Annotated in this window: 10 protein-coding genes; all 10 read right to left on the bottom strand. The window is 68.3% G+C overall.

Features of this window, described 5'->3' with window-relative positions; genetic code table 11:
• Positions 1 to 234: 234 nt before the first annotated feature.
• The gene (locus Q8N10_RS13140; protein ID WP_304780162.1) at positions 235 to 936 is read right to left on the bottom strand and encodes an ABC transporter ATP-binding protein; all 702 of its coding nucleotides are present in this window, start codon (positions 934 to 936) and stop codon (positions 235 to 237) included.
• Positions 929 to 2,224 carry a lipoprotein-releasing ABC transporter permease subunit gene (locus Q8N10_RS13135; protein WP_370690219.1) on the bottom strand — a complete coding sequence of 432 codons (1,296 nt, stop codon included), beginning with the start codon at positions 2,222 to 2,224 and terminating at the stop codon, positions 929 to 931. The genes Q8N10_RS13140 and Q8N10_RS13135 overlap by 8 nt, the downstream gene beginning before the upstream one ends.
• The gene (gene proS / locus Q8N10_RS13130; protein ID WP_304780159.1) at positions 2,215 to 3,528 is read right to left on the bottom strand and encodes a proline--tRNA ligase; all 1,314 of its coding nucleotides are present in this window, start codon (positions 3,526 to 3,528) and stop codon (positions 2,215 to 2,217) included. Before proS ends, Q8N10_RS13135 begins: the two co-directional genes overlap by 10 nt.
• 281 nt (positions 3,529 to 3,809) lie before the next feature.
• Entirely contained in the window at positions 3,810 to 4,073 is a 264-nt protein-coding gene (locus tag Q8N10_RS13125; RefSeq protein ID WP_304780156.1) for a DUF1467 family protein, read from the bottom strand.
• Positions 4,070 to 4,495, bottom strand: coding sequence for a methylmalonyl-CoA epimerase (mce, locus tag Q8N10_RS13120; protein ID WP_304780154.1), 426 nt, complete (start codon positions 4,493 to 4,495; stop codon positions 4,070 to 4,072). Before mce ends, Q8N10_RS13125 begins: the two co-directional genes overlap by 4 nt.
• Positions 4,496 to 4,564: 69 nt before the next feature.
• Complete coding sequence (locus tag Q8N10_RS13115) at positions 4,565 to 6,853, bottom strand: CaiB/BaiF CoA-transferase family protein (RefSeq protein WP_304780152.1); 2,289 nt, start codon at positions 6,851 to 6,853, stop codon at positions 4,565 to 4,567.
• 120 nt (positions 6,854 to 6,973) lie between these two features.
• Positions 6,974 to 8,662: a ribonuclease J gene (locus tag Q8N10_RS13110; RefSeq protein ID WP_370690218.1), complete on the bottom strand. Its 1,689-nt coding sequence runs from the start codon at positions 8,660 to 8,662 to the stop codon at positions 6,974 to 6,976.
• Entirely contained in the window at positions 8,662 to 9,444 is a 783-nt protein-coding gene (locus Q8N10_RS13105) for a type III pantothenate kinase (protein WP_304780149.1), read from the bottom strand. The genes Q8N10_RS13110 and Q8N10_RS13105 overlap by 1 nt, the downstream gene beginning before the upstream one ends.
• Positions 9,445 to 9,446: 2 nt before the next feature.
• Positions 9,447 to 10,184, bottom strand: coding sequence for a biotin--[acetyl-CoA-carboxylase] ligase (locus Q8N10_RS13100; RefSeq protein ID WP_304780147.1), 738 nt, complete (start codon positions 10,182 to 10,184; stop codon positions 9,447 to 9,449).
• Entirely contained in the window at positions 10,185 to 11,615 is a 1,431-nt protein-coding gene (nuoN, locus tag Q8N10_RS13095; protein ID WP_304780146.1) for an NADH-quinone oxidoreductase subunit NuoN, read from the bottom strand.
• Between the last annotated feature and the right edge of the window lie 8 nt (positions 11,616 to 11,623).

Raw genomic sequence — 11,623 nt, 5'->3', positions numbered from 1 at the left:
GCGCCGATCACACGCTCACGAAGATCAACTGACAGCGCCTTGCTCATAGGTGCCAGCCTCCGTCACCAGCACAGAGCTTGAATCAGAATCCGCGGGCCCTGGGAATCCCCAACGATTCAATCAGGTCGCAGAATGCTCTAGCTTTTACGTCTTGCCGACGCTGGTCTGGCTCGCGGTGGATTTGCTGGGATGGAAGGGCCGCGCTGCGAAGGCTCCTCCTGCGGCCGACCTCCCCTAAAATCCCGTCTGCGTCTCCAGCTTCCCGTCCTTGAGCCCCAGCACCCGGTCCATGTGCCGGGCCAGTTCGAGGTTGTGGGTGGCGACCAGGGCGGCGACGCCGGTGGCGCGGGCGAGCGCATAGAGGTTTTCGAACACCGCCGCTGACGTATGGGGATCGAGGTTGCCGGTGGGTTCGTCGGCCAGCAGGAGGCGGGGCGAGTTGGCGAGCGCCCGGGCGATGGCCACGCGCTGCTGTTCGCCGCCGGAGAGCTGGGCCGGCTGGTGCTTGACCCGTTCGGCGAGGCCGAGCTGTTCCAGCAGGAAGAAGGCGCGCTCGCGGGCGGGCTTGCGGCCCACCCCGGCGATCATCTGCGGCAGGGCCACATTATCCAGGGCCGAGAACTCCGGCAGCAGGTGGTGGGCCTGGTAGACGAAGCCGATGGTGTGAAGGCGCACCCGGGTGCGGATGCGGTCACTGAGGTTGGAGCAGTCGCGGCCTTCGATGAAGATCTGGCCGGCGGTCGGGCGCTCCAGCAGGCCCGCGGCGTGCAGCAGCGAGGACTTGCCCGAGCCGGAGGGGCCGATCAGGCCCACGACCTCGCCCGGCATGACGTCGAGGTCGGCCTCGTTGAGCACCGTCAGGGTCTTGTCGCCGGTCTGGTAGGTGCGGGTCAGGCCGCGGATGGCCAGGACCTGGTCGGCGTGGGTCTCACTCATAGCGAAGCGCCTCCACGGGATCGAGACGCGAGGCGCGCCAGGCCGACGGCAGGCTGGCGATGAAGGTCATGACCAGGGCGCCGCCGGTGATGCCGCCGACCTCCAGCCAGTCGATTTTGGCCGGCACGCGGGTGAGGAAATAGACGTCGGAGTTGAACACCTGGGCGCCGGTGGCCCACTCCACGAACTGCTGGATCTCGCCGATGAAGGTGCAGAACAGCACCCCGATCAGCAGGCCCGTGGCGGTGCCGAGGATGCCGATGGTGGCGCCGGTCATGAAGAAGATGCGCAGGATGCTCCCCTGCCCCGCCCCCATGGTGCGCAGGATGGCGATGTCGCGGCTCTTGTTCTTCACCAGCATCACCAAGCCCGAGATGATGTTCATGGCGGCGATGAACAGCAGCATGGTGAGGATCAGGAACATGACGTTCCGCTCCACCTGCAGGGCGCCCCAATAGGAGGCGTTCTTCTGGGTCCAGTCGGTGACGATGGAGGCCGGGCCGGCCACGCGGGCGACGTCGGGCTTCATGTCGACGGCCTTGTCGGGATCGGCGAGCTTCATCTCCACGAAGTCGACGCCGGTGTCGCGGCCGAAGAACAGCTGGGCCTGGGCCAGCGGCATGTAGATGAAGGCCTGGTCGTACTGACTCATCCCCACCTTGAAGGTGCCGGCCACGGTGTAGGACTTGCGCTGCGGCGTGGCCCCGAAGGCCGTGGCCCCGCCGGTGGGCGAAATGAGCGTCAGGGCGTCGCCGGCCTGGACCCCCAGGTTACGGGCCAGGTCGTCGCCCACCAGGATCATGTCCCCGCCATACTCGCCGTCGCCGAAGCCCTCCAGGGAGCCGGAGACGATGTTGCTGGAGATGATCTCGGTGGCCTTGAGGTCGGCGGGGGACAGACCGCGCACGATGGCGCCGCTGATCTGGCCCATGCCGAGCGCCATGGCCTGGGCCTCGATGACCGGGGCGGCCTGGATCACGCCCGGCAGGGCGCGCAGGCGCACCACCATGGGGTCGCGCTCAGGGGTCTGCAGCACGCCGCCGGCCACATAGACGTGGCCGTTGAAGCCCAGGATGCGGTTCAGCAACTCGGAGCGGAAGCCGTTCATCACGCTCATCACGATGATCAGCACCGCGACGGCCAACGTGATGCCGATGAAGGAGATGATGGAGATTAGGGCGACACCGCCCTGGCTCTTCTTGGCGCGCAGGTAGCGGCCGGCGACGGTGCGCTCCCAGACCCCGAAGGGCTGGCCGCGGCCTCCCAGGGTCGGGTTGCTCACGCGCAGATGACCTTGAGCGCCTGCTCCAGCGGCAGGGTCTGCTTCTCCCCGGTGGCGCGGCGCTTGATCTCCACCGTGCCGTCGGCGACGCCCTTGGGGCCGACCACGAGCTGCCAGGGAATGCCCACAAGGTCGATGGCCGCGAACTTGGCGCCCGGACGCTGGTCGCTGTCGTCCAGCAGGGGGTCCTTGCCCGCCGCGATCAGGGCCTGGTAGGCGGTCTCGGAAACCTCATCGGTTCCGGCGTCACCGGGCCGCAGGTTGATCACCGCCACGCCGAAGGGCGCCACGGCGTCGGGCCAGATGATGCCGGCCTCGTCGTGGCTGGCCTCGATGATGGCCCCGGTCAGGCGTGAGACGCCGACGCCGTACGAGCCGCCATGGATGGGGTGGTTCTGGCCGTCGGGGCCCGCCACCTCGGCCTTCATGGGCTTGGAGTACTTCTCGCCAAAATAGAAGATGTGGCCGACCTCGATGCCGCGGGCCGAGAGGCGCTTGTCCTCGGGCACCTGGGCGAAGGCCGCCTCGTCATGCATCTCCTCGGTGGCGGCGTAGAGGTTGGTGCGCTGCTCCACCAGGGGCTGGAGATCGCCGTCCCAGTCGACGTCGCCGGGCGCGCCCATCTCCACCAAGTCCTTGTGGCAGAAGACCTGGCTCTCGCCGGTGTCGGCCAGGATGATGAACTCGTGGGACAGGTCGCCGCCGATGGGACCGGGATCGGCCTTCATGGGCACCACGTTCAAGCCCATCCGCGCATAGGTGTTCAGATAGGCGATGAACATGCGGTTGTAGGACTTGCGCGCGGCGGCCTCGTCCACGTCGAAGGAATAGGCGTCCTTCATCAGGAATTCGCGGCCGCGCATGACGCCGAACCGGGGGCGGCGCTCGTCACGGAACTTCCACTGGATGTTGTAGAGGTTCTTGGGCAGGTCCTTGTAGCTCTTCACATAGGCGCGGAAGATCTCGGTGATCACCTCCTCGGCCGTGGGGCCGTAGAGCAGGTCGCGCTTGTGGCGATCGGTGATGCGCAGCATCTCGTCGCCGTAGTCCTCATAGCGGCCGCTCTCGCGCCAGAGGTCGGCGAGTTGCAGCGTGGGCATCAGCACCTCGATGGCGCCGGCCCGGTCCATCTCCTCGCGGACGATCTGCTCGATCTTCTTCAGCACCCGCAGACCGAGCGGTAGCCAGGCGTAGATGCCGGCGGCCTCCTGGCGGATCATGCCGGCGCGCAACATGAGCTGGTGGCTGACCACCTGGGCGTCGGAGGGGGCTTCCCGAAGCGTCGGCATGAAGTAACGCGAAAGACGCATCTGGCGGAGATTCCCGGACGAGGTTCAGATCAACGGCCCTGATAGCCGCTGCGCTTGGACCTTGGCAACGAAGCTGGATGAAAAGAAGGCCGCCCAGGGAGGCGGGCGGCCTTCTCGTCGTCGGGGAAAACGCCACGAGCGGCCTTAGGCTGCCCGCGATGTGACTCTTGGTAACCTGGGTTACGCCGCCCGGCGAAGGCGTTACGTGCGGCCCGGGCCACGACATAGGTTTCGCCCAATCTTTAAGCGCGCAGGCCGTGCGGCGCTGAGGCTCTGGGCAATCAGCCCAGGCCGGAGGGGAGGCTGGGCAGCGGAATGACGTTGAACCGCAGCAGCAGCCACAGAGCCACGAAGACGATCGCCGAGACCCAGGTGGTGGTGATGAACTTCTTCTTGATCTTCGGATCCACGGGCGCGGCCGGATCGCCGCCGTCGCCCTTGTTGATCCCGGCCTCGGCGTGGCTGATCGTCCCGAGGGGCAGGACGGCGAACAGCACCACCCACCAGATGGTGAAGTAGATGGCGATGCCGGTGAACCAGGTCATCGGTGAGCTCCCTTGGGGGTTTCCATGAGTTCGACCAGGACGCCGCCCATGTTCCTGGGATGGATGAAGATCACCGGCACGCCATGGGCGCCCATGCGCGGCTCTCCGGTTCCCAGCACCGTGGCGCCCTTGGCGCGCATGTCGTCGCGGGCCGCGAGGATGTCAGGCACCTCAAAGCAGATGTGGTGCTGGCCGCCGGAGGGGTTCTTGGCCAGGAAGCCGTGGATCGGCGAGGCCTCGCCATAGGGCTCGATCAGTTCGATCTGGCTGTTGGGCGTGTCTACGAAACAGACCCAGACGCCCTGCTCGGGCAGGGCGAACTTCTCGCCGATGGAGGTGGCGCCCAGCAGGTCGCGGTAGACCTTCACGGCCTCGTCGATGGAGGGGGTGGCGACCCCCACATGGTTCAGTCTGCCGATCATGCCGTCCGCCTCGCACTTTGCGAGGGCGGTATAGACGACTTCCGCGGGGTTAGGGGAGCGTCTTCACGCCTACTGCGTGAACAGCGCCGTGCCGCCGTCCCGCAGGTGGGCCAGGTTCGCGGCGGGGCCGAAAATGGCGCCGGCGGCCAGCAGCTCGGCGATGTGGGCGTGCGAATAGCCCATCTCCTCCAGCAGTTCGCCGCTGTGCTGCCCGAGGTCGGGCGTGGGGCGCTGGAAGCCGCTGGCGCCGCGGGCGAAGTCGGCATAGGCGCGCACCCCGAGCATGTCCCCCAGGCGAGGGTGCCGCCAGACCTCGAAGAAGTCATTCTCCCACAGCCATTCGCTCTCGAAGGCCTCGTAGCCGCGCAGCACCGGCGCGCAGGGCACGCCCTGAGCCAGCAGGTCCGCCAGGACGCCGTCGCGCATGCGGGTGGCCAAGGCCAGTTCCAGGGCGCGGGCCAGATGACCGTCCCGCGGCGCGGTGAGCGCATTGGCCGGCAGGGGGATGCGCAGAACCCCGCACACGCTGTCGGCCTCCTCCCTTGTCTCGCAGACCAGGGCGATCCAGCCGTCCGCGCACGGGTAGTATCGATGCAGGGCCCGGAGACCGAGACAGTCCTGGGCCCCGACGTCGTTGGGCGGGCGGTCTTCATAGGTGGTGACCTCGCCAAGCTGGAAGGTCAGGCTCTGGGCCATCAGGCTGGTGACCACCTCCTGCCCCTTCCCGGTTGTCTCCCGGGCGTTGAGGGCCGCGATGATGGAGAAGGCGACCACGGCGGCGGTGGCCACGTCATTGACCGGAATGGTGTGGAGCACCGGCTCCCCCTCCCCGCCCTGAGCCGCCATCATCCCGCCCTCGGCCTGCAACAGCGGGTCGAACCCCGGCAGGACGGCGCGCGCGCCCTTGTCGCCATAGGCGTTGATCGAGCAGGAGACGATGCGCGGGTTGACGGCCTTGAGCGCCGCATAGTGGATGCCGAGGCGCTCGCGCACACCGAAGCGATAGTTGTCGAGAATGACGTCGGCGCCGCGCACCAGGTCGAAGAACATCTCGCGGGCGGCGGGCTGCTTGAGGTCGATGCCCAGGCCGCGCTTGCCCCGGCTATAGGCCATGAAGCCACCGCCATTGCTGCGGAAAGGGTCGCCTTCGATGGGTTCGATCTTGATCACGTCGGCGCCGAGATTGGCCAGCACCCCGCCGGCATGGGCTCCGGCGATCACCGTGCCCAGGTCCAGCACCTTGATCCCCGACAGCGGCTGCGGCCGGTCATTGGCGCCGGTGGGCTGGGGGGCAGGCCGGTCGGGCCAGGCGTGGCCGTTAAGGGGCTTGGCCAGGTGGCGTACCGAGCCGGGGGTGACCGAGAGGCGCGAGGGCACATTGGGCATGTGGACGGGGCCGAGCTCGGGATGGTCCAGCGTCACGCGGGCCTCGGCGGCGGCCACGGCCTCGCCGGCGAACCAGGGCTCGCGGGGACCAACCGGCGCGCAGGGGACCCCGTTGGCCTGCAGCAGCTCCAGCCACTCTGCGCGGGGGCGGGTCTTGAACACCGCCTTCAGGGCCTCGCGGGCCAGCAGTGGGTCCGAGGCGAAGGTCTCCCAGTGGTCGCCGAGGCCCAGAGCCTGGATGGCGCGGTGGTAGAAGGCCACGAACAGGGTCGCCAGGAAGAACCACTGGCCATCGCCGCACTCATAGAGCCGGTAGCTGGGCGAGGCCCCCAGGGGCGCGCCACGCGGCAACGGCGGGTCGGCCAGCACCCGGACCGGACCGGTCACCTCGGAGACGCCGTGCAGGCCGCTGACGGTCACCGCCTGGCCCTTACCGCTGCGGTGGCGCTCCAATAGGGCCGCGCTGATGGCGGCGGCGCCCATCACGGCCTGGCCGTAGTGGCAGAGCGGCAGGATCAGATGGATCGGCTGGTCGGAATAGGCGCCCTGCCGGAACGCGACGCCGCTCAGCGCGGTCAACAGGCTGTGGTGCGACGGCAGCTGGCTCCAGGACCCGGTCGTGCCATAGGGCGGCATCCAGGCGTGGATCAGGTGGGGATGAGCCTCGGTGATCGTTCGGGCGTCCAGGCCGAGGGCCTCGAGCTTGCCTGGATGGTGGTCGAACAGGGCGACGTCGGCGCGGGCGATCAGGTCACGGGCCGCGCCGATCCCAGCCTCGGTGGCGAGATCGAGGGTCAGCAAGCGCTTGTTGCGGTTCCAGGCCAGGTAGCCGGGATGATCCCTCATCCGGTCGCCCTGCGGCGGCTCGACCTTGATGATGTCGGCCTCGAAGTCCCCCAACATCATGGCGGCCATGGGCCCGGCCAGCCCTTGCGTGAAGTCGACGATGCGCACGCCGGCGAATGCGGACATTGAGACGCCCTCCCTGGTGCGGGGCGCGTCATGGCGCGCGCCCTCGCAGGGCTCGCGGGCGGCGAGCCGGGGACATCAAACCATAGCCAAGGCTCGAAACAAGTCCGAGCGGTCGGGAAGTTAGATTCGCAGCACGGTGGTTTCGACGACGGGACGTCGCCCCCAGACCCGCTGGCTGGCCTTCTTCACCGCCCGCGAGATGGCCTTCTCGATGGCCTCATCGTCGTCCCGCTCGCCACCCTTCAGACGGTCCAGGGCGCGCTCGGCCTCGTCGGCGAGGTCGTCCATCATGTCTTCCATGGGGTAGTCTTCCTCGGCGGGAAGACCAAGCGCCCGGACCTGTGGCCCGGAGACGATCTTGCCCCGCGGGTCGAGGGCGACGGAGACCGCCAGCATGCCGTTGAAGGCGGCGTGGCGGCGTTCGCGCAGGGCGTCGCCGTTCTCCGGCGTCAGCATGCCGCCGTCGACATAGATTCGGCCGGCCTGGACCTCGTCGATGATCTCGGCGCGGCCAGGCGCCAGGCGGACCATGTCACCGTTGCGGGGCGAGACGGTCTGCGGCACCTGCAGATCCTTGGCGAAGGCGGCGTGTTCCAGCAGGTGGCGGCGCTCGCCATGGGTGGGGACGGCGATCTCCGGCCGCGCCCAGGCGTACATCTGGGCCAGCTCATCGCGGCACGGATGGCCCGAGACGTGGATGCCCGGGTGGTCGCGCTCGGTGTAGAGGCGCACGCCGCGGTCGGCGAGCCGGTTCTGCAGGGCGCGGATCGGCACCTCGTTCCCAGGGATGACGCGGGACGAGAAGATGCAGGCGTCCCCCTGCCCCAGCTTCACGAAGGGGTGGGAGCCGTCGGCGATACGGAACAGGGCGGCCCGGGCCTCGCCCTGGCTGCCGGTGCAGAGATAGAGGATGCGGTCCTCGGGGAAATCCCGGGCCTCGTTGTCGGCGATGAAGGGCTTGAGGTCGGCCATCATGCCGACCGACTTGGCCGCCGCCGACATGCGGTGCATGGAGCGGCCCACGAGGCAGACCCGACGACCGGCGGCCTCAGCGGCGCGGATCACCGAATCCATCCGGGCCACGTTGGAAGCGAAACAGGCCACGGCCACCTTGTGATGCAGGCCCTTGATCAGGTCCCCCAGGGCGTCGCGGACATCAGCCTCGGAGCCGGCCGTGCCGTCGACGAAGACATTGGTCGAGTCGCAGACCATGGCGAGGATGCCTTCGTCCCCAAGCTTGCGGATGGCGTCCTCGTCGGTGACGCTGCCCAGGACGGGGTCCGGATCGATCTTCCAGTCGCCGGTGTGCAGGATGGTGCCGAGCGGGGTGCGGATCGCCAGGCCGTTGGGCTCGGGGATCGAGTGGGTCAGGGTGATCAGGTCGATCTCGAAGGGACCCAGGGTCACCTTCCCACCCAGGGGCACCTCGGTGATCACCGCGTCGGCGGCGGCGGGATTTTCCCGCAGCTTCTCGCGCAGCAGGAAGGCGGTGAAGGGGGTGGCGTAGAGCGGCCCGCGCAGGCGCGGCCACAGGCGCGCGACAGCGCCGATATGGTCCTCATGGGCGTGGGTCAGGACGATCCCCAGGATGTCCTTCTTGTGCGCCTCCAGGAAGGTCGGATCGGGCAGGATGATCTCGACGCCGGGCGTGGTCTGATCCCCGAAGGTGATGCCCAGGTCCACCACGATCCACTTGCGCGCGTGCGGTGGGCCGTAGCCGTAGAGATTGAAGTTCATGCCGATCTCGTTCGAGCCGCCGAGCGGCAGGAAGACGAGTTCGTCGTCGGCTTTCGCCTTGATCTTGGACATCAGCTCACCGCCGCGGGGCGCGGGTTGCGCCGTGAAATTTCCAGCATGCCGCGAATGGTCAGGTCCGGATCAAAATGGTCGATTGCGAGCGTCGCGCCGTGGAACAGGCTGGCGACGCCGCCGGTGGCCACCACGGTCATGGGTTCACCCCACTCGGCCTTGAGACGGGCGATGAGCCCCTCGATGAGGGCGACATAGCCCCAGAAAACGCCTGACTGCATGGCTCCGACTGTGTCCTTGCCCAGAACTCGCTGGGGCTTCTGAATGGCGACGCGGGGCAGTTTCGCCGCCGCACTGTGCAAGGCTTCCATCGACAGATTGATGCCTGGCGCGATCACACCGCCCTCGAATCCGCCATCCGCGGCGATCACATCGAAGGTGGTGGCGGTGCCGGAGTCGATGACGATCAGCGTCCCCGGATAAACGATATGCGCCCCGATTGCGTTCACAAGGCGGTCGGCGCCGGCCTCGGAGGGTTTGTCGATGCGGATCGGGATGCCCAGGTCGGCGTTCTCGCCGATCACCAGGGGCTCCACGTGGAAATAGCGGCGCGAGAGATTGCGCAGGTTGAAGATCGACTGCGGCACCACGCTGGAGATGATGCAGGCGTCCAGCACGCCAAACTGCAGGCCCGCCATGTTCAACAGCTGCGACAGCCAGACTGCGTATTCGTCGGCCGTGCGGCTGGAGTCGGTGGCCGCCCGCCATTGGGCGATCCAGCTGGTCCCGTCGTGCACGGCGAAGAGGGTGTTGGTGTTGCCCTGTTCGATGGCGAGCAGCATCTTTAGGCCTCTCCAAAGAAAACGTCGCCGGCGGTTATGCGCAAAACCACCCCGTCGTCCAGCCGCAGGCGCAGGGCGCCGTCCAGGTCCAGGCCCTCGGCGACGCCACGATGGGTCTGGTTGGGCAGGCGGGCTTCACAGGGTTGTCCCAGGCCGTGGGCGCGGTCGGTCCAGCCCTTGGCGATGGGGGCGAAGCCGTCCTGCTCCCAGGCCGCGCGCCAGCGCTCGAAGGCCTGGGCCAGGATGTCGAGGGCCGCGCGCGGTGATGGCGGCGGACCCGGCATGAATTCGGCGAAGGCCGCGGCCGGGCGCTCCACATCCTGCGGAGCGTGGGCGAGATTGACCCCGATGCCGACCGCCAGCCAGATGCGGCCATCCGGCAGCGGACCCGACTCCACCAGAATCCCGACGGCCTTGCGGCCGTGCACCAGCAGGTCGTTGGGCCACTTCACTGTGGCCGCGCCGGGGGCCAGGCAGGTCTCGGCGAGATCGGCGGCGGCCAGGGCGGCGACGAAGGAGATCTGGGCCGCCTCCCCCGCCGGCTTGTCGGTGGCGAACAGAAGGGTGGCGGCGAGATTGCCGACCTTGGTCTGCCAGTCGCGGCCCCGGCGGCCGCGTCCGGCGGTCTGAGTCAAGGCCGTGATCCAGACGGGCCCGGTTTCACCGGCCTCGGCGCGGCGACGCGCCTCGGCGTTGGTGGAATCGATCTCGTCGTAGGACTCGACCGGCGGGATCGTCACCTAGGCCAGGCCGAAGGCGGCCGCGGCGGCCTTGGCCAGCGGGTCGATGAACACCAGGGCGCCGAGAACCAGCGGGAAGGAGAACAGGGCCGCGGCGATGGCGATGGTCTTGGCCTCGACGGGCGGGGTGTCGGTCCCGCCCACGCCGCCGTCGAACCACATCACCTTGATCAGGCGCAGATAGTAGTAGGCCGCCACGACGCTGCCCACGAGGCCGATCACGGCGGCGACGCCGAGACCGGAATTGATGGCCGCTTTGAAGACGTAGAACTTGGCCCAGAAGCCGGAGAACGGCGGCAGCCCCAGGGCCGACAGCGAGAACGCAGTCATGGCCAGGGCGATGCCGGGACGTTCCTTCATCAGACCGGCCATGTCCTGGATGGTCTCCATCGGCTTGCCGGCCCGCGAGAGGGCCGCCAGACAGGCGAAGAAGCCGGTCACGTCGACCATGTAGAGAACCATGAAGACCAGCATGGCCTGCACGCCCTCGGCCGTGCCCGACGCCAGGCCCAGGACCGCGTAACCGACATTGGCGATGGAGGAATAGGCCCAGAGGCGCTTGAGGTTGTTCTGGGCGAGACCGGCGAAGGCGCCGACGCCGATGGACAGCAGGGCGATGATCACCAGCACCTGGCCCCACTGGGCCGAGGCGCCGGAGAAGCCCTCGCTCAGCGCGCGGGCGAACAGCACCATGGCGGCCAGCTTGGGCGCGCCGGCGAAGAAGGCCACGACGGGCGTGGGAGCGCCTTCATAGACGTCGGGGGTCCACATGTGGAACGGGGCCGCGGAGACCTTGAAGGCCAGGCCGCAGATCAGGAAGACCAGGCCAAATAGCACGCCCGTCCCGGCCCCGGCCTGAACCGCGACGGCGATGTCGTCGAACTTGGTGGAGCCGGCGAAGCCGTAGATCAGCGAGGCGCCGTAGAGCAGCAGGCCCGAGGACAGCGCGCCCAGCACGAAATACTTCAGGCCGGCTTCCGAGGCCTTGGCGTCGTCGCGGTGCATGGCGGCCAGCACGTAGAGGGCCAGGGACTGCAGTTCGACGCCGATATAGAGCGAGATCAGGTCGCCGGCCGAGACCATCATGGCCATGCCGAGCGCGGCCAGCAGGATAAGGACCGGGAACTCGAAGTTGCGGATGTTGCGCTGGGCGAACCACTTCTGGCCCAGGGGGATGGCGATGGCGCTGGCGATGAAGATCGCCACCTGGCTGAAGGCCGAGGCGTCGTCAGCCACCAGACCGCCCGCGAAGCCGCGCCCCTGCGTCCCGAAGGCCGCGTAGTAGGCGGCGATCGCAAGGGCGGCGACCGAGCCCAGGGTCATCACCGTGGTGGCGCGCGGCGCGAAGGCCCCGAACACCAGCAGCACCAGGGCCGCGATGGCGAGGGTCAGTTGCGGACCAGCAAGGGCGATATCGGCGGAGAAGGTCATGGAGAGGC

Source organism: Phenylobacterium sp. (assembly GCF_030693625.1).
GTDB lineage: Bacteria > Pseudomonadota > Alphaproteobacteria > Caulobacterales > Caulobacteraceae > Phenylobacterium > Phenylobacterium ferrooxidans.
This window is presented reverse-complemented; position numbering and strand designations above follow the sequence as displayed.

What these genes read in the sequence shown, in the direction of transcription:
- Q8N10_RS13140 (WP_304780162.1), bottom strand. Translation starts at nt 936, where the DNA reads ATGAGTGAGACCCACGCCGACCAGGTCCTGGCCATCCGCGGCCTGACC.
- proS (WP_304780159.1), bottom strand. Translation starts at nt 3,528, where the DNA reads ATGCGTCTTTCGCGTTACTTCATGCCGACGCTTCGGGAAGCCCCCTCC.
- Q8N10_RS13125 (WP_304780156.1), bottom strand. Translation starts at nt 4,073, where the DNA reads ATGACCTGGTTCACCGGCATCGCCATCTACTTCACCATCTGGTGGGTG.
- mce (WP_304780154.1), bottom strand. Translation starts at nt 4,495, where the DNA reads ATGATCGGCAGACTGAACCATGTGGGGGTCGCCACCCCCTCCATCGAC.
- Q8N10_RS13115 (WP_304780152.1), bottom strand. Translation starts at nt 6,853, where the DNA reads ATGTCCGCATTCGCCGGCGTGCGCATCGTCGACTTCACGCAAGGGCTG.
- Q8N10_RS13110 (WP_370690218.1), bottom strand. Translation starts at nt 8,662, where the DNA reads ATGTCCAAGATCAAGGCGAAAGCCGACGACGAACTCGTCTTCCTGCCG.
- Q8N10_RS13105 (WP_304780149.1), bottom strand. Translation starts at nt 9,444, where the DNA reads ATGCTGCTCGCCATCGAACAGGGCAACACCAACACCCTCTTCGCCGTG.
- nuoN (WP_304780146.1), bottom strand. Translation starts at nt 11,615, where the DNA reads ATGACCTTCTCCGCCGATATCGCCCTTGCTGGTCCGCAACTGACCCTC.